The 16330-nt window shown below is 73.6% G+C and carries 17 protein-coding genes and 1 tRNA gene; 5 read left to right on the forward strand and 13 right to left on the reverse strand.

Annotated features, from left to right (window positions below; translation table 11 throughout):
* Positions 1-45: 45 nt before the first annotated feature.
* Positions 46-999, reverse strand: a complete 954-nt coding sequence (locus AC27L3_RS04245; protein ID WP_487232642.1) for a DMT family transporter — start codon at positions 997-999, stop codon at positions 46-48.
* A 435-nt stretch (positions 1000-1434) separates the two neighbouring features.
* On the opposite strand from AC27L3_RS04245, the gene AC27L3_RS04250 reads away from it, so the two are divergent.
* Genes AC27L3_RS04250 through AC27L3_RS04260 form a run of 3 tightly spaced genes read left to right on the forward strand, consistent with a single transcriptional unit; the run spans position 1435 to position 7486 of the window.
* Entirely contained in the window at positions 1435-2991 is a 1557-nt protein-coding gene (locus AC27L3_RS04250; RefSeq protein WP_487232643.1) for a flavin monoamine oxidase family protein, read from the forward strand.
* Complete coding sequence (locus AC27L3_RS04255) at positions 2991-6269, forward strand: ferritin-like domain-containing protein (protein WP_487232644.1); 3279 nt, start codon at positions 2991-2993, stop codon at positions 6267-6269. Before AC27L3_RS04250 ends, AC27L3_RS04255 begins: the two co-directional genes overlap by 1 nt.
* Complete coding sequence (locus AC27L3_RS04260; protein ID WP_487232645.1) at positions 6266-7486, forward strand: cytochrome P450; 1221 nt, start codon at positions 6266-6268, stop codon at positions 7484-7486. Before AC27L3_RS04255 ends, AC27L3_RS04260 begins: the two co-directional genes overlap by 4 nt.
* Positions 7487-7489: 3 nt before the next feature.
* Here the strand turns inward: AC27L3_RS04260 and AC27L3_RS04265 are convergent, their stop codons facing one another.
* The 11 genes from AC27L3_RS04265 to gvpO form a co-directional block, all read right to left on the reverse strand.
* On the reverse strand, positions 7490-9073 hold the full coding sequence (locus AC27L3_RS04265; protein WP_487232646.1) for an FAD-dependent monooxygenase: 1584 nt from the start codon (positions 9071-9073) through the stop codon (positions 7490-7492).
* Between the two features lie 146 nt (positions 9074-9219).
* Entirely contained in the window at positions 9220-9621 is a 402-nt protein-coding gene (locus AC27L3_RS04270) for a gas vesicle protein K (RefSeq protein WP_487232647.1), read from the reverse strand.
* Positions 9608-9862: a gas vesicle protein gene (locus AC27L3_RS04275; protein ID WP_487232648.1), complete on the reverse strand. Its 255-nt coding sequence runs from the start codon at positions 9860-9862 to the stop codon at positions 9608-9610. The genes AC27L3_RS04270 and AC27L3_RS04275 overlap by 14 nt, the downstream gene beginning before the upstream one ends.
* Positions 9859-10662, reverse strand: coding sequence for a GvpL/GvpF family gas vesicle protein (locus tag AC27L3_RS04280; protein ID WP_487232649.1), 804 nt, complete (start codon positions 10660-10662; stop codon positions 9859-9861). Before AC27L3_RS04280 ends, AC27L3_RS04275 begins: the two co-directional genes overlap by 4 nt.
* Before the next feature lie 20 nt (positions 10663-10682).
* The gene (locus tag AC27L3_RS04285) at positions 10683-11141 is read right to left on the reverse strand and encodes a gas vesicle protein (RefSeq protein ID WP_487232650.1); all 459 of its coding nucleotides are present in this window, start codon (positions 11139-11141) and stop codon (positions 10683-10685) included.
* 40 nt (positions 11142-11181) lie between these two features.
* Complete coding sequence (locus AC27L3_RS04290) at positions 11182-12309, reverse strand: SRPBCC family protein (RefSeq protein WP_487232651.1); 1128 nt, start codon at positions 12307-12309, stop codon at positions 11182-11184.
* A complete protein-coding gene (locus tag AC27L3_RS04295) occupies positions 12302-12862 on the reverse strand; it encodes an ABC transporter substrate-binding protein (protein ID WP_487232652.1) in 561 nt (186 codons plus the stop codon). Before AC27L3_RS04295 ends, AC27L3_RS04290 begins: the two co-directional genes overlap by 8 nt.
* Positions 12863-12912: 50 nt before the next feature.
* Positions 12913-13161 (reverse strand): gas vesicle protein GvpG, encoded by a 249-nt coding sequence (locus tag AC27L3_RS04300; RefSeq protein ID WP_487232653.1) that lies wholly within the window; start codon positions 13159-13161, stop codon positions 12913-12915.
* A 22-nt stretch (positions 13162-13183) separates the two neighbouring features.
* Positions 13184-13897 (reverse strand): GvpL/GvpF family gas vesicle protein, encoded by a 714-nt coding sequence (locus AC27L3_RS04305; protein ID WP_487232654.1) that lies wholly within the window; start codon positions 13895-13897, stop codon positions 13184-13186.
* A gap of 3 nt (positions 13898-13900) precedes the next feature.
* Positions 13901-14356, reverse strand: a complete 456-nt coding sequence (locus AC27L3_RS04310) for a gas vesicle structural protein GvpA (protein ID WP_487232807.1) — start codon at positions 14354-14356, stop codon at positions 13901-13903.
* A gap of 42 nt (positions 14357-14398) precedes the next feature.
* On the reverse strand, positions 14399-14701 hold the full coding sequence (gene gvpO / locus AC27L3_RS04315) for a gas vesicle protein GvpO (RefSeq protein ID WP_487232655.1): 303 nt from the start codon (positions 14699-14701) through the stop codon (positions 14399-14401).
* A 155-nt stretch (positions 14702-14856) separates the two neighbouring features.
* On the opposite strand from gvpO, the gene AC27L3_RS04320 reads away from it, so the two are divergent.
* A complete protein-coding gene (locus AC27L3_RS04320) occupies positions 14857-15123 on the forward strand; it encodes a GlsB/YeaQ/YmgE family stress response membrane protein (protein WP_487232656.1) in 267 nt (88 codons plus the stop codon).
* Positions 15124-15169: 46 nt separating this feature from the next.
* On the opposite strand, the gene AC27L3_RS04325 is transcribed toward AC27L3_RS04320, so the two are convergent.
* Positions 15170-15257, reverse strand: a tRNA-Leu gene (locus AC27L3_RS04325).
* Positions 15258-15462: 205 nt separating this feature from the next.
* Between AC27L3_RS04325 and fdhD the strand changes: the two genes are divergently transcribed.
* Entirely contained in the window at positions 15463-16314 is an 852-nt protein-coding gene (gene fdhD / locus AC27L3_RS04330; protein ID WP_487232657.1) for a formate dehydrogenase accessory sulfurtransferase FdhD, read from the forward strand.
* The last annotated feature ends 16 nt before the right edge of the window (positions 16315-16330 follow it).

Raw genomic sequence — 16330 nt, forward strand, 5'->3', positions numbered from 1 at the left:
ACGCGCGGTGCGCGCCGGGCGCCACGGTGCCTACGAGCCCGCGGCTCAGAGCCCGGGACGCCCGGAACGGGCGGAGACCAGGAGGCGCTCGTGCCGCCGTGCGCCCGGCACCGCGGGCGCGGGCGGCGCGGCCGCCGCGGGCACGCGGCCCGGCTGCGGAGCCCGCCGGCCGGCGTCGTGCAGCGTCAGCAGGACCACGCCCGCCGCGGCGGCGGCGCCGGCCAGCGCGGCGAGGACGGCGCCGGGCACCCCGAGGCGGAACTCCTCGCCGCAGGCGGCCAGGCCGACGACCGCGGCGACCACGGGGTTGACGACGGTGACGGTGGCCAGCGGGGCGGCCAGTCCGGCGCCCCGGTAGGAGGACTGGGACAGCAGCATGCCGGTGCAGGCCAGCAGCGCGGTGACGGCCAGGCCCGGGGCGAGGGCGGCCGGGTCCGCGCCGCGGGCGGCGAAGTCCTCGGCGACGGCCTTGGTGAAGACCGAGGCCATGCCGAACGCGGCGCCCGCCGCGCCGGCCAGCACGACGGCGCGCACCACCGGCCGGCGGGCCCAGCGCGCGGCGAGGGCCAGGACGGCCGTGGCCGCCAGGGCCGCGCCGGCGAGCAGGGGCCGCTGGGCGGCCGGCAGGGAGTCGGTGTGCGGCGGGCCGGTCAGGCTCAGCAGGCCCGCGAGCCCGGCCGTGGCCAGCAGGGCGCCGCGCCAGCCGGCGGCGCCGACGGGGCGGTGCACCAGCAGGGCGGCCATGGGCAGCGCGAAGACGATCGTCAGGGCGCCCAGCGGCTGCACCAGGCTCAGCGGTCCGCAGGCGAGCGCGACGACGTGCAGGGCGGCGCCCAGGCCGGTGAGGGCGGCCGCGCCCCACCACCCGGCCCGGCGCAGCGCCGCCCAGGTCCCGCCGCGGGGCGCGCGGGCGGCCACGCGCTCCTGGACAATGGCCGCCCCGGCGTAGCAGACGGCGGAGACCAGGCTGAGCAGCACGGCGACCAGGAGGGCGCTCACGACCGCCCTCCGCGGCCGGCCGCGGCCGCGCGGTCCCTCCCGCCGGTGTCGTCCTCGCGGCCCGCCCGCCGGGGGCCGGCCGTCTCCTGGTGTTCCATGCGTTCCACCTTGCCTTCATCGGCCGCTTTCGTCGTCGTACTTGAGTACGGGCTTTTCGGTACTCCCATCGGAGTACGGGCGCAGTGCGCGAGGGATCACCGGGTGTCGTGTGACGGCGGTGCGGCTCCGCGGACGACGGCGGCGCACGGTCCGTGGGCCGCCCGCACACATCGGGGCCTTATTTTCGGCGTACTTCGTCTAGACATTCGTCGACGCGCCCGGAAAAACCCCGGTCTGATGGTGTGCGACCTGAAATACCATTGCAGCGGGCCCACTGTTGTGAAATCTCTATGAGGGCTCAAACGGGGGAACGGTAACATTCACGGGGGGACCGCAATGCCCGGCGACGTCTCGTTTCACGCTGCCCACCCATTCGAAAAATTCGAACACCAGGGCCGTCGCGTCACCGTCATAGGGGCCGGCATATCCGGCCTCGTCACCGCCTACGAACTCGAACGACTCGGCTACACCGTCGAGGTCCTGGAGTGCGGCGCACGCATCGGCGGCCGCATCCGCACCCACCGGTTCGGTCCCGGCCCGGACGCACCGTCCGTCGAACTGGGCGCCATGCGCATTCCCGCCCACCACCACCGCACACTGGAATACATCCAGCGGATGCAGCTGGGCGGCGAACTGCGCGCGTTCAGCACCCTGATGTCGGAGGAGAACGCCTATCTCCGCACTCCCGGCGGTTTCCTGCGCATCCGCAACGCCTCCGCACCACTGCTGGAGAACTTCCGCCGGGAACTCGCCCGGCACTGCCCCGGCAATAATTCCGAACTCCTTTTCGGCGAACGGCGGTACGACGAATCCGTGCTCGTAGTCGGGGCCTGGCTCACGGCCATCGTCGACGCCACCGCGCCCCCGGACCTGCGCACCGATCTGCGCGAGGACCTGCGCCGGCAGCTGCTGGATTTGCTGGCCGGCGTGGACCTCGCCCGCCACCTGCGCGGCCCGGCCGGCGAACGCGTCGACCTGCAGGGTCTCTTCGCCGCCCACCCGGGCCTGCGTGCCGGCTGCAGCCTGCGGCTGAACAGCTTCCTCGACGACATCCTCGCCGAGACCGCCCCCGGCCTGCTGCGGCTGCGCGGCGGCATGGACCGGCTGCCGGCCCGGCTGGCCCGGCAGCTGCGCGGCCCCATCCTGCGCGAGCACCGGGTCACCGGTCTGGAGGTGCACGAGGACCACGTGGCCGTCCGCGTCCGGGCGGCCGGCCGCACCGGCGTCCGGCGCTCCGACTTCGCCGTGTGCACCGTGCCCTTCCCCGTCCTGCGCCGCATGCGGCTGCGCGGCCTGGACGCGGACAAGCTGGCCGTCCTGCGCGAGGTGCAGTACTGCCCGGCCACCAAGGTGGCCTTCCTGTGCCGCACGCCCTTCTGGCGGGAGTCCGGCATCCAGGGCGGGGCCTCCTTCGCGGGCGGCCGCATCCGCCAGACGTACTATCCGCCCGTCGAGGGCATGCCCGGCCGCGGCGCGGCCCTGCTGGCCAGCTACACGATCGGCGACGAGGCCCGGCGCCTGGGCCGGATGCCGGCGCGCCGGCGCCACCGGCTGGTGCTGGACGAGCTCGGCGCCATGCACCCGGAGCTGACCTCCCCCGGCATGGTGCTGGACGCCGTCAGCATGGCCTGGGGCAGCGACCGCGGCAGCGTGGGCTGCACCACGCGCTGGGGCAGGAACGCCGCCGAGAGCGAGAGCGAACGCCTGCGCGCCGCACGGCCCGTGGGCCGGCTGTTCTTCGCGGGCGAGCACTGCTCGACGGCACCCGCCTGGATCGAGGGCGGGATCGAGTCGGCGCTGCGGGCCGTCGAGGAGCTCGTCCGCTTCGAGCCCGCCCGCCGCCGCCCGGCCGTGCCGGCCCCCGGCCGGCCCCGACCCGCGGGAGCGCTGTGATGAGCGTCTTCGACCTGCCCCGGCTGCACTTCGCCGGCACCGCCACCGCCAAGCTGCCCACCGGCCCGCGCTGCGGGCTGTTCGACCTGGCCTCGGGCCGGGCGCTGACCGACGAGGGCCCCTTCCCGGCGGAGCGGCCCGCCCGCGAGTACCACGACTACCTGCAGCAGCGCGGTCCGCGCTTCGACAGCGCGGGCCGGCTGCGCCCCGACGGGGAGTTCAGCGCCGCCAAGGGCTGGAACTTCGACGGCAACGGGCACTTCCTGACGGACGCCCGCGTCGTCGCGGTCGAGGGCCCCCACGCCGGGCCCGGCGACCCTCCGGACACCACCGACCCGGTCGTCGGCCGCTGCGTCGACGTCTGGGGCCACTACAACCCCTATCTGCACACCACCGTCAACCGCGCCCGCGTCTTCGACCTCGACCCCGCCTCGCACTGGACGACGGCCCTCATGGTCGGCCGGTTCGGCTTCGGCCGCCTGGGGCGCTCGCACGACGAGGGGTACATGCTCTCCGGGACCGTCGAGGGCATCCAGCCGCCGCGCTGGGTCGGCTTCCGCCGCATCCTCGACATCGGCGAGCACGCCCTGGCCCGTCAGCTGCGCTACAGCGCGGTGCACCAGTTCGTGGTCGCCTGCGAGAGCACCGCGGACGGCGGCGGCTGGCTGCCGGCCGCGGACCTCTCGCCCGCCGTGCGCGCACTGCGGGAAGCGGTGCACGGCGGCGCCGACGGCCTGGTGGTGCAGTTCGCCCTGGACGCCATGGCCTCGCCGACCGCGCCCGACACCCCCTGCGTCTTCCGCGTACGCGGCACGATCGCCCCCTGGTACGCCGGCGAGCTGCGCAGCTACCCCGCCGGCCGGCTGCTGGCCCCGGCCGGCGCGGGGCACGGCCCGCTGCACCACATGACCGTGCAGACGGCCGCCGACCGCGCCGTGTTCAACATGGTCACCGCCGTGCCGCACACCTCCCGCGCCCCGCACGCCGGCCCCGGACCGCTGCACCGGCTCGGGCCCCCGCTCGACGCAGGCGACCTGGAGCTGCGCACCGCCCGCTCCGGCCGGCTCCTCGCCCGCCTGCCGGCCGGCTCGTACGGCGGCGAGGCGACGTCCGGCATCGTCACCGTGCCGGCCGCGGCCTGCCCGGAGGCGGACGACGAGCCGCTGCTCCTGCTCGGCTGCCCGCCCGGCTGCGAACAGCGGGTGCTGCTGGCCGAGCGGGAGGTGAACGTCCAAAGCGACGAGGCACTGGTGGTCCTCCACCACCGCGACACGGCGCGCGAGCAGGACCACGCCGTGGAGGTGCCGGTGCGCGCGTTCGTGCGCGGCCGCCCCGCCGGTGCGGGGACCGTCCACGTACGGCAGTACTACAACCCGCGGGCGCTGCCGGCCGATCGCCTCGCCGGTGCCCCGCGGGCGCGGTGCGGCGACGCCGTCCTGCTCGGGGTGGGCACGGGCAAGGACGACTACGCGCCCGCGTGCACGCTCACCACCGACGAGGCCGGATACGGGTTGCTGGTCCTGCGCGGCGAGCGGGCGGGCGCCTGCCGCGTGCTGCTGGGCACCGGTCCCGGCGACGGCCCGCCGGTCGATTCCGAGGCGCCCGGCTCGGCCTGGGCGGCGTACGACGACGAGGACGCGCTCGGGTACTGGGCGGGCGCCGGCTGGCTGGCCGTGCGCGTCCTGCCCGACGACTGGTACCTGGACGACGTGCCGCGCGAGCAGGTGGACTTCGCGCTGCTGCACCGGGAGGTGTTCGCGCCCTACGAGCAGCTGTCCACCTTCATGCGCTCGGAGGTCTTCAGCCTCGCCGACCGGTGCAAGGTGGAGACGTACGCCGAGCTGGCCTGGCAGATGTGCGATCCGCGCAACAAGCCCCGCACGTACTACATGCCGCCCACGCGCGACCTGTCCGACCCCAAGGCGCGGCTGATGCTGGCCTATCTGCGCAACCTCCAGACCCGCCAGCGCCCGCCCCTGACCGTCCCGGCCGTGGTGGGCACCGGCGTGGCGATCAGCACCCGCGGGGAGCTGTGCCGCGCCCTGCGGCAGGCCGCCACACTGGAACTCGCAGTCACCCTCCAGTACTTGTACGCCGCTTTCTCCCTGCCCACCCACGGGGCGGGCCTGGAATACGTACGCCGAGGCGCGTGGACGCCACGACAGCTGGAGCTCGCCTGCGGACAGGGGGGAGCACATCTGGACGACGGGATGCGGGGCACGCTGCTGGAGGTGGCCCGCGAGGAGATGATCCACTTCCTGCTGGTCACCAACATCCTGGCGGCCACCGGTGAGCCCTTCCACATCCCACTGATCGACTTCGGCACTCTGAACGACGAACTGCCGGTACCGCTGGACTTCGCGCTGGAAGGGCTCGGCGCCGCCAGTGTGCAGCGCTACATCGCCATCGAGCAGCCCGCCGGGCTGGTGCCCGAGGTGCGGCAGGCACAAGGCTCCCGGCCGGCGCCGCCGCCGATCGGCTTCACCTGGAGCTCCATCAGCGAGCTGTACGCGGGCATCAGGGAGGGCCTGCAGCGCGTCCCGGAGCTGTTCCTGGTGGAGAAGGGCCGCGGAGGCGGGGAACACCACCTGTTCCTGCGCGAGTCGGTCAACAGCGTCCACCCGGACTATCAGCTGGAGGTCGACGACCTCGCCAGCGCCCTGTTCGCCGTCGACGTGATCACCGAGCAGGGCGAGGGCGGCGTCCTGGGGATCACCGCCCCCTCGGACACCTCGCACTTCCGCAGCTTCCTGCGGATGGGCGAGGCGCTCACCGCCGAGCGCGTCCCCGGCCCGCACGGCCACCTGCTGCCCTGGAACCCCGCCTATCCGGTGCTGCGCAACCCCACCCTCGGCCCCGGAGGCGGCGCCAAGGAGGCGATCACCGCACCCCAGGCCCGGGCGGTGGCCCGGCTGTTCAACCGCTCGTACCACCTGATGCTGCAGCTCATGGCGCAGCACTTCGGCCAGAGCCCGGACGGCAGCCTGCGCCGCTCGAAGCTGATGAACGCCTCCATCGACGTCATGACGGGCATGATGCGGCCGCTCGCCGAACTGCTGGTCACCCTGGAGTCCGGCCGCCGCGGCCGCACCGCCGGCCCCACCTTCGAGCTGGACGCGGTGCCCGCCCCCGTGCCCCGCCCGGACGTCGCCCGCCGCGCGCTCGCCCTGCGCTTCGGGCATCTCGCCGCGGCGGCCCGCGCCTGCGAGCCGGTGCCGCGGCAGGTCGCCGACATGGCGGCCTTCTACGCCGACTTCTTCGGGGGGAACGGATCATGAGCGCCGACGGCGGGCTGCCCGCCTTCCGCACGCAGGACGTGGACCTGCGCGACCCGTACGCCCGCTACCGCCCCTACCGGGAGCAGGATCCGGTGCACCGGGCCGGGGACACCTGGTACCTCTTCCGCCACGACGACGTGGCGCGGGTGCTCACCAGCCGCTCCTACGGGCGCGGCGCGCTGCCGGCCCGGCTGCCCGCCCGGTACGCGCACCTGCGGCGCGTGGTCGGCAACTGGATGGTCTTCATGGACCCGCCGCAGCACACACGGGTGCGTGCGCTGGTGGCCAGGAGCTTCACCCCGCGCATCGTCGAGTCCCTGCGCCCTCGCATACGCCGGCTCGCCACCGACCTCGCCGCCGACCTCTCCCGGCGGATGTCCGCGGACGGACAGGCCGACCTGGTGGAGACCTTCGCCGCTCCCCTGCCCATCCTCGTCATCGGCGAGCTCCTCGGCGTACCGGCGCAGGACCGCCCCTGGTTCCGGGCGCAGGCGCTGGACCTGCAACAGGCCACCAGCTCCCGGGTGGCCCGCCGGGCGGACGGGTACGCGGTGGCGGACGCGGCCGCGCGCGAGCTCGCGGCCTACTTCCGCGCCGAACTCGCCGGGCGCCGCGCCGGGGCCCACCCCCACGCGGACGACCTCATCGCCGCGATGCTCCGCGCGGAGGAACACCTGCCGCTGGGCGACGACGCCCTGGTGGGCACCTGCATCCATCTCCTGACCGCAGGTCACGAGACCACCACCAACCTGCTGGCCAAAGGGCTGGTCGCCCTGCTCGCCCACCCCGGCCAGCTCGCCGCGCTGCGGGCGGACCCGCACCTGCTGCCGCAGGCCGTGGAGGAACTCGTGCGCTACGACTCGCCCGTGCAGATCGTCAACCGGTGGGCGGTGGCGGACGACGAGATCGGCGGACGGCGGATCGGGGAAGGGCAGAAGGTGGCCCTGGTCGTCGGTTCGGCCAACCGGGACGCCGCCCGCTTCGCCGACCCCGACCGGCTCGACCTCCACCGCGACACCCGCCGGCACTGCGGTTTCGGCATGGGCCTGCACTACTGCGTGGGCGCGCCCCTGGCCCGGGCCGAGGCGGAGATCGGCCTGGAGGAGCTGCTGCGGATCGGCCCCGGCCTCACCGTCGCCCCCGGCCCCGAGGCCGTGGTCTACGCCCACGACCTCGTCTTCCACGGCCCGGAGCGGCTCCTGGTGCGCCAAGCCTGACCCCTACTGCCCGGCGCCGGCCTTCGGCACGAACCACCGCTGCAGGTAGGCGTCCAGGGCCGCCCGGTCGGCGGCCGCGGCCCGCAGCCCGATGTGCCCGTCGGGCCGCACCAGCAGCATCGTGCCGGGCGCGAGCACACTGCCGTGACCACGGCCGGCCCGGACCGCGGTCACGTCCACCGGCAGCGCGTACCGGCCGGCCGACCGGCGCAGCGCCGCGGCGTCGGCCGTGCCCTCGGCGGAGCCGTCGACCAGCAGCGCCCACCGGTCGTACGAGAGCATGTCGTGCAGCCGGCGCTGCCGGCCGCCGGCGCTGACCGGTACGTCCGGTACGCGATCGCCCGCGCGCAGCCCGCGGCGCCCGGCGTACCGCGCGGCGTCCGTGGACAGCGCACTGCGGCGGTGGGTGCGGGGCAGCTCGCTGAGCAGGGCCTGACCGCGCCGGTTGAAGCCCTCGCTGGCCAGCAGGACGGGCCCCAGCAGCCGCATGCCGGCCAGGGTGAGGCGGGAGGGCGGCAGCTCCAGCAGATTCCGCCGCATCTGGCGCATCACATCACGGGCGACGGCGCGTTGTTCGGCGGAGTAGGTGTCCAGCAGGGCGTCGAGTGCCCAGCCGTGGTGCACGGCGGCCAGCTTCCACACCAGGTTGTGCGCGCCCCGGAGCCCGGTGTTGAGCCCGCGCCCGCCCACCGGCGCCCACAGGTGGGCGCTGTCCCCCACGAGCAGGGCCGGCCCCTGCCGCAGCGAGGCGGCCAGACGGTCGTGGAACCGCGCCCGGTTGAACCACGGCGGCGCGGTGGGCACCAGCCGTACGTCCGGATCGTGCGTGGCCCGGGCGATCAGCGCACGCATCTCCTCCAGCCCGGGCGGACCCTCCTGCTGCGGCTCGGGATCGTCGCGGAAGCAGAAGAAGCGGTACCCGCCGCCCGGCCGCGGCGAGGCGATCAGACAGGTGCGGTGCTCCAGGAAGAAATAGGTGGTGTCCGGCGCGCAGACGTACTTCCACTCCGCCTGCGCATTGACCTGCACGGCCTGCAGATCGGTGCGCCGCTCCCCCTCGAAACCGATGCCCAGCGTCTTGCGGACCAGACTGTGCGCCCCCTCGCAGCCGATCACCCAGCGGCAGGCGATCGTCTCCCTCCGGCCACCGGGCCCGCGCACGTCGACCTCGGCTCCCTCGCCGCCCACCCGCACGCCCAGCGCCTCGGTCGACCACCGCACCGCGGTGCCCAGCTCCGCCAGCCGCTCGGCCAGCAGCGACTCCATGGCGATCTGCTCGATGCTCAGCGGCCGCGGGAAGGCCGTCCCGGCCGCCGTCGTCGGATGCCGCCCCACGCAGCGCCCGCGCACGTACATCTCGGCCTGCCGCAACTGCAGCCCCCGCTCCAGGAACCGCTCCGCACAGCCGAAGTCGCGCAGCACCTCCAGCGCCCGCTGCCACACCACACTGGCCCGCACCTCCCGCTTGGTGCCGGGCTCCTTCTCGACGACCACCACCCCGAGCCCGTACTGCCGCAACCCCACGGCCATCGCCAGCCCGGCCGGCCCGGCCCCGATCACCACGACATCCCTGCAGAAGTCGCCCATAGGCCGCTCTCCCCCTCTGTCAGCCCTTATCGTCCGGGATGGGAGAGGGAGGGATCAATGGGGCGCACCAGGGGGCCTTGCGGGCTTCGTGCGGAGGTTTGGTGGGGAGGTCTGGTGGGGGCGCGCAGGGACGGCGGCCACGCCCGTCACAGCAGCGTGCCGAGGGGGCCGAGATCGATGTTGAGGTCCTGCGCCGTCAGCCCGTACTGGTCGCACAGCTCCTCCATGCGATCGTTGAGGATCTTCAAGGTGAGTCCGAGCCGCTCCTCCTGGTCGTCACTCAGGCCGCCCTCGTCGACGCGGCGGAGCGCCTGCCGCTCCATCAGCTGGCGCAGGAGTTCGACGATCGTCAGCACGAGGCGGACCAGGTCCCTCTCCACCGTGTCGGGGTCGGTGTGCAGGCGCTCGGCGGCGCTGCGACCGCCGGCGCGCAGCGGCGGGAGTTCGTCGGGGCGGGCCGGAATCATCGACAGGGCACGCGACGCCGCCCGGGCGACCTCCTGCCGGCGATCGGGTCCGGGTGCGGCGTGCTCGTCACGGCCCGGCACGGTCCTCACCGCCCTGCGCGGATCCACCGCCCGGCAGCAGCGGAGCCCACTGCTCCTCGGCCTGCTCGCGGACGGCCACCACCACGGCCCGCAGCGAGATGCGCACCAGGTCGATGTCGGCGATCGACAGGACGAGGTCCCCGGTCAGCACGACCCCACCGCTGAGCAGCCGGTCCAACAGGTCGATCAGGGCCACCTGCTGCTGCGCCACGGGCCGGTCCTCGTCCGCGTACGGGGTCATGGGGGGACCGCCTCCTGTGGCGCGCCCGGCCCGGCGAAGGAGTACGGGGCCCAGGGCCCGGTGATCTCCACCCGGACACCGGGGGCGCCCACGGCGGCCTCGCCGACCCGGCGGCGAAACTCCTCCGCCCGCCCGAGCGGGACGAGATACGCGTCGTTGGCGACGTTCTCCCCCCGGGTGCCCGCCAGGCGGCCCTCCTGCGGCCGGTGCCGGGCCCGTTCGGCGGCCAGGCCCCCGGCCACGGCATCGATGCGGCGCACGACCTCCTGCGCCGCACGCCAGGCGTCCCGGCGCTCCTGGTGCTGGTGGCGACGCTGACGCAGGTAGGCACGGCCCGGGTCGGGCGCCTCCGGCGATCCGGCGGCGGCCTGCGGGGCGGCCGCGCCGGCGGGCGCCTCCACATACACCTTGACGCCCCACTCCGCGTGCCCGTCGAGCCGGTCGAGCAGCCCGGCGAACGCGTGCCGCCCGTCGCTCAGCATCTGCGCGACGCGTGCGTCGTCGAGGTAGACCGTGGCCAACCGCAGCGGCAGGACGGTCGTGCGGGCGGCGAGGGTCTCGACGACCAGGTGGTGGGCCCGTGCCGTGCGCTCCAGCCAGTCGAGGTCCTCCAGGTGCGCCCGCAGCGCGGACTGCGAGAAGTCGCTCTCGGGCACCGGGCTGACGGCCGCCGCCAGGTCACCGGCACGCACCAGCGCGACCGGGCCGTCGGCCACGCCACGCAGCCCGGCCAGGGCGGTGCGTTCCAGGGACGGGTCGAACGCCACCACGGCGTAGGCGTAGCTGAGCGTGCCGGCCATTGCTCCTCCCTCCGGGCCCCTCAGCCGTGGTCCTCGTCGTCACGGGACCGCCGCCTGCCACGGGCCGGCTCGACACCGCGCGCCGGCTCGTCGGCGGGGCGTCGCTCCCCGCCGCGGAGGCGCTCCGGCGGGCGGGGCGGCCTGGCGGCACGTTGCCTGAGCGTCCTGACCTCCGCCCGCAGGCGCTCGTTCTGCTCCTCGAGCTCACGCCGTTCGTCCGCGCGCGACGACAGGGCGGGGTCGTGCTCCCACCAGTCGATGCCGATTTCCTTCGCCTTGTCCACGGAGGCCACCAGCAGGCGCAGTTTGATGGTGAGCAGTTCGATGTCGAGGAGATTTATCTTGATGTCCCCGACGATGACGATGCCCTTGTCCAGCACGCGTTCGAGAATGTCGGCGAGGTTGGCACTGCTGCCCTGCTGCCCGTACGGGTAGAACGGGCTCGTCGGGCCACCGGAAGAGGGAACGGGCTCGGTCACGGTGGCATCGACCTCCTTCGCCTAGGGCCCCCGGGCGAGGTCATCGCCCGGAGCGGCGGCGCTGCGGCTCCTCCTCGGCCTCCTCCTCGTAGGCGCCCTCGTCCCCCTCGTACTCGTCCTCGTACTCGTACTCGTCCTCGCCGTCCCCGTAGGGTTCCCGGGAGCGGCCCTTGTCGTCCTCCTCCTCGGCCTCCTCCTCGTACGCGTCCTCGTCCTCGTCCTCGTAGGGTTGCGCGGACTCGTCGTCGTAGCGCTCGTCCTGCTCGTCGCCGCGCTCCTCGGCTTCGCGTCCGCCCCCCTTCTCGTCCTCCTCGGGCTCGCGGACCACTTCGCCGTCGCGGATCTCACCCCGCCAGCCACCCGTGGCCTCACCGCGCATGGTCAGGAAGGCCCGGTAGAGCTTCAGGTCCAGCCGGGCGCGACGGCCCTGGGCCCGCATCAATGCACCGGTCTTCTCCACCAGCCCGTGGGGGAAGTACTCCATCACCAGCAGCACCTTGGTGAGGTTCTCGCCCAGCGGGTGGAAGGTGACCACGCCCTTGGTCGTGCCCTTGGCCGCTTCGGACGTCCAGGCGATGCGCTCGTCCGGCACCATCTCGGTGACCTTGCCCTGCCAGTGCCGGGTCGCCTTGGCGATCTTCACCTGCCACTGCGACGTACTGTCGTCCTCCTTCTCCACGTTCACGACACCCTTGGCGAACCTGCCGAAGTCCTGGAACTGCGTCCACTGGTCGTACGCCTCCCGCAGCGGTACGCCGACCTCCACGTCCTCGACGATCATCAGGCTCTTGGTACCGGCCGGCGCGCCCGAGCGCTTGCGCTCCTGCCGCTTGCCGGAGAGATCCTTGACCTTTCCCACCAGCGCGTCCTTGGCGTGCGAGGCGGCCGCACCGAGCACCGCCGCGCTCGGGGAGGCACCGGCCTTCAGCCGCCGGCCACCGTCTCCCAGGACGCCGAGCAGTTCGTGCGGGCCCAGGTGCGCCTCGCCGATGCGGGTCGCCGCATCCTCCAGGCGGTGCACCATGTCGTCCATTACTTGCTCGACCCGTGCCTGGACGTAGGCCTCGGCCTCCTCCACCAGACGGTTGGCGCCCGGATTGGCCTGCACGCGCTCGCGCAGTCCCGCGCCGCCGGCCGCACCGCGGCCCGTCGCCCCGCGCTCAGCCATCACGACCTCCTCGCGTCCTGTGCGCGCCGCCGGTGGAACGGCCGGAGTCCGCCTTGCCGTGCGTCTGCTCCTCGTGCGTCTCGCGGGTGCGGGACGCACTGCCCGACCGCGACGTCCGGTGCGAGGAGGCGGCCGCCTTGTCCTGGCCGGCTCGTGCCCGCGTCCTGTGTCCCGATGCCCGCTCCCCCTCGTCGGCGGCCCTTTCCCTGCCACCGCTCCTGCCGGTGCTCTTCTCGGAGCTCCTGCCGGTGACCTGTTCGCCCTTCTCGCGCAGACCGGTGGTCCGCTCGTGCAGGGAGTCGGCCAGGTGCTCGGCCTTGGCCGACAGCACGGTCGTCGCCGCCGACCTGCCGGCGGACAGCAGCTCCTTGCGCACCTGCTCGCTGACGTTGCCCAGGAAGGGGGACTGGGCAAGGGTCTTGCCGAGCTCACCGGGCCTGAGCCGCGAGCCGGCCAGCAGCGAGCCGAGTCCTATGGCCAGTTTGGCCTTCTTGGTGCGGCCCAGTACATAGCCCCCGAGGACGGCCGCCCCGATCTTGGCGTTGTTCATCATCTCCGCCTTCTCTTGTTCCGACGGGGAAGGAGCCGCAGGCAGCGGCACCGTCAGCCGCCGTAGCCGGGTCGCTGCCGGGCCGCCATCAGCTCCGCCAGCAACGCGTCCTCCCGCTGTGCGAACTCCTCCTCTCCGATGCGCCCCTCGTTGCGGGCCCGCTCGAGCGCGGCGAGCTCCTCCTGGACCGCGGCGGGGTCGTCGAGTTCCTGCTCCGCCGCGAGGCGGATCTTGTCCGCGACCCACCGGACGCCCCGCACGGGAGCGATCGGCAGGGTCAGCAGCCCGGTCAGCAGTCCCACGAATTGCTCCTCCCACGCCCGTTCAGGCGAAGCTGTACGGCGGCAGCGGTCCGCGCACGCGGAGCTCGGCCACGTCCGCGCACCGCTCGGCCAGTTGCTCACCCGTCCGGGAGAACTCCTCCGCCTTGTCCTCGTCGACGAGGAACGAGGCGTTGAGGAAGTACTGGCCGGAGGGCGGCGAGAGCTGTTCGCGGCACCCGAGCGGGCGCAGCGCCCCGACGACCTCCGCCGCCAGGGCCTCCTGCCGGGCCTGGACCTCCTCGGCCACGAGCTGCCCGAGCGCCAGCCGGTCCTCGTACGTACCGCCGCCGTCGCGCGTCGCCTCGTTCAGGCCGCGGGCACGCTCGGAGGAGGCGAGCACCTCGCGGAGCAACGCCTCCTCGTTCCCGAGGCCCTTGACGTTGAACTCCACGCGGCCGGACAGCTCCTCCAGGGCCGCGGTGAACTGCTGCGCCCTCTCGCGCAGGACGGCCCGTACGGCGTCCTCGTCGGGCGCGACGAAACCGAAGCTCATGGGGAGGGTGCTGCCCTCGGCCCACAGCCGTTCCTGGACGGCGTGGTGGGCCGCCAGGTCCCGCCGGGCCGCCGTCAGGTCCTCGGGCGCACGGCTGACCACTGCACGCAGCGCATCGTCACCGATCGCGTACAACCGCTCGGGCGGTTCCCCGACACCGCCGACGTCCTCCAGGCGCAGGGGATGGGCGGCCGTGGTGATGGCGTAGACGTACACCGGCATGGCTCATTCCTCCCTCGGCCGCGAGGAGCGGCGGGGCCTGTGCGAGGCCTCCTTGTGGCGGGACTCGCGGGCGGAGGGCTCGGGCTCCTCTTCCTCCTCCCGGTCGTCCCCCTTGTGCAGCGAGTCCGTGATGGCCTCTACTGCCCCGGTCAGGGCCCCTTTGCTCTTGCTGCGGGCACCGCCCTCGACGACGCCCTGCACCATCTCGGGGAGCTTGGCCGGGGCCTTCTGGCCGGATTCCAGATCGAGCCGGTTGCAGGCCTCGGCGAAGCGGAGGTAGGTGTCGACGCTGGCCACCACGATCCGGGCGTCCACCTTCAGCAGTTCGATGCCCACGAGCGACACGCGGGCGAAGACGTCGATCACCAGACCGCGGTCGAGGACCAGATCCAGCACGTCGTAGAGGTTTCCGGACCGTCCGCCGCCCCCGGTCGGCAGTGCACCGCCCTGCGGAGTCAGAGTCACGATCTCTTCCCTTCGTGTGGAAGGGGCGGGCCGGGGCTAGCGCTCGCGACCGTCCCTGTCCGTCTGCGCACGCGTGTAACGCTGCCCGCGCTCGTAGGCCAGCAGCCGGCCGGCCGGATCCAGGACGACCTGATAGCTGGCCATCACGCTGGTCGTCTCGGGAACGCGCTCCACTTCCACGACCTCGACCCGGGCCTCCCAGCCCTCTTCGGTGGGCTTCAGCGCGGAGACCGACTCCGGGCGCCGGCCGAGGAGCTCCGTCAGCTGCTCGGCCGCGCTGTGCAGGGCCTCCACGGCGGACACGCGGTCTGCCGGGTCCCTGTGCTCACGGTCGTTCATGGTCGTTCATGGTCGCCGTCTTCCCGGATATGCACTCCCGATTATCCCATCCATCCCGTTTACCGAGGAAGGGGGTTTATGCGAACAAAAAGAGCTAGCATAAACGAGCGAGTGGCGGATGATCCGCTCGGCCCCTCCGCGGAAGTGAGTCCCCCATGGAGATCTCGGGCATTCTCAGCGCGCTGGTGATCGGATTCGTCATCGGCCTGCTCGGCCGACTCGTCCTTCCGGGACGCCAGCACGTCCCCATCTGGCTGATGATTGTCATCGGCATCGCAGCGGCCCTGGCCGGCACGGCCATCGCACGAGCCCTGCACGTCTCGGTCACGGGTGGCATCGACTGGATCGAGTGGCTGATCCAGATCGCCCTCGCGGCCATCGGAGTGGCAGCCGTGGACCGGACGAAGGCCCGTCACCACTGAAGCCCCGGAAAACCGGAAGGACCCCGGCAGAGCCGGGGTCCTTCTGTGGTGTCCGAGGGGGGACTTGAACCCCCACGCCCGATAAAGGGCACTAGCACCTCAAGCTAGCGCGTCTGCCATTCCGCCACCCGGACAAGGTGTCTGTCTCTGCGGGGTGTTCCCCGCGGCGACATGGATAACTCTATCAAGGTTTCGGAGCGCCTTTGACCAGGGCTTTCGCCGCCGCATACGGGGCAATGGCGGACAAGTGGGGGCGGGCGGGCCAAGGGGGGCGTCCTCGGTGGGGCGCGGGCATGAGAGCGTGCGGGCGGGCACTGTCATGTGAGGGGTTGGTTCTGGATGGGTCGGGTCACCGCACGCCGCCGCGTCGTCCGCGTGCGCGAGGGGGTCGCCGGGGCGCGGGCGGACACGCTCGTGGCCGAGGAGCCGCTGGAGATCCGGGTGGGCGGCAGGCCGCTGGCCGTCACCATGCGCACGCCCGGCGACGACTTCGACCTGGCCGCGGGCTTCCTCGTGAGCGAGGGCGTCCTCGGCAGCGCCGAGGAGCTGGCGAACATCGTCTACTGCGCGGGGGCCACGGCCGACGGCGGCAACACCTACAACGTGGTGGACGTCCGGCTCGCACCCGGCGTGCCCCTGCCGGACGTCACGCTGGAGCGCAACGTCTACACGACGTCCTCCTGCGGGCTGTGCGGGAAGGCGAGCCTGGAGGCGGTGCGCACCACGGCCCGCTGGCCGGTTGCGGACGGCCCCGGCGGACCGCTGCGGCTGGAGCCCTCGCTGCTGGCCGAACTGCCGGACCGGCTGCGCGCGGCGCAGCGCGTCTTCGACCGCACCGGCGGCCTGCACGCGGCGGCCCTGTTCACCGCGGCCGGGGAGCTGCTGGACGTCCGCGAGGACGTGGGCCGGCACAACGCCGTCGACAAACTCGTGGGGCACGCCCTGCGCGAGGGGCTGCTACCGCTGGCGGGCAGCGTGCTGCTGGTCTCCGGGCGCGCCTCCTTCGAGCTGGTGCAAAAGGCCGTGATGGCCGGCATCCCGGTGCTGGCGGCGGTCTCGGCGCCGTCGTCGCTGGCCGTCGACCTGGCCGTGGAGAGCGGGATGACGCTGATCGGCTTCCTGCGCGGCGCGTCGATGAACGTCTACGCCGGCGCGGAACGCGTGGTGCTGAAGGAGGGCGGCGCGTCGTAGGGGGCGCGGGGCGCTG

It is taken from the genome of Streptomyces sp. PKA51 (assembly GCF_057552455.1).

Bases quoted from the DNA above. Each gene is read 5' to 3' on its own strand.
- AC27L3_RS04320 (WP_487232656.1), top strand. From the start codon at position 14,857: ATGGAGATCTCGGGCATTCTCAGCGCGCTGGTGATCGGATTCGTCATC.
- AC27L3_RS04290 (WP_487232651.1), bottom strand. From the start codon at position 12,309: ATGGCTGAGCGCGGGGCGACGGGCCGCGGTGCGGCCGGCGGCGCGGGA.
- AC27L3_RS04275 (WP_487232648.1), bottom strand. From the start codon at position 9,862: ATGACCCCGTACGCGGACGAGGACCGGCCCGTGGCGCAGCAGCAGGTG.
- AC27L3_RS04255 (WP_487232644.1), top strand. From the start codon at position 2,991: ATGAGCGTCTTCGACCTGCCCCGGCTGCACTTCGCCGGCACCGCCACC.
- AC27L3_RS04260 (WP_487232645.1), top strand. From the start codon at position 6,266: ATGAGCGCCGACGGCGGGCTGCCCGCCTTCCGCACGCAGGACGTGGAC.
- AC27L3_RS04265 (WP_487232646.1), bottom strand. From the start codon at position 9,073: ATGGGCGACTTCTGCAGGGATGTCGTGGTGATCGGGGCCGGGCCGGCC.
- AC27L3_RS04280 (WP_487232649.1), bottom strand. From the start codon at position 10,662: ATGGCCGGCACGCTCAGCTACGCCTACGCCGTGGTGGCGTTCGACCCG.
- AC27L3_RS04295 (WP_487232652.1), bottom strand. From the start codon at position 12,862: ATGATGAACAACGCCAAGATCGGGGCGGCCGTCCTCGGGGGCTATGTA.
- AC27L3_RS04305 (WP_487232654.1), bottom strand. From the start codon at position 13,897: ATGCCGGTGTACGTCTACGCCATCACCACGGCCGCCCATCCCCTGCGC.
- gvpO (WP_487232655.1), bottom strand. From the start codon at position 14,701: ATGAACGACCGTGAGCACAGGGACCCGGCAGACCGCGTGTCCGCCGTG.
- AC27L3_RS04250 (WP_487232643.1), top strand. From the start codon at position 1,435: ATGCCCGGCGACGTCTCGTTTCACGCTGCCCACCCATTCGAAAAATTC.
- fdhD (WP_487232657.1), top strand. From the start codon at position 15,463: ATGGGTCGGGTCACCGCACGCCGCCGCGTCGTCCGCGTGCGCGAGGGG.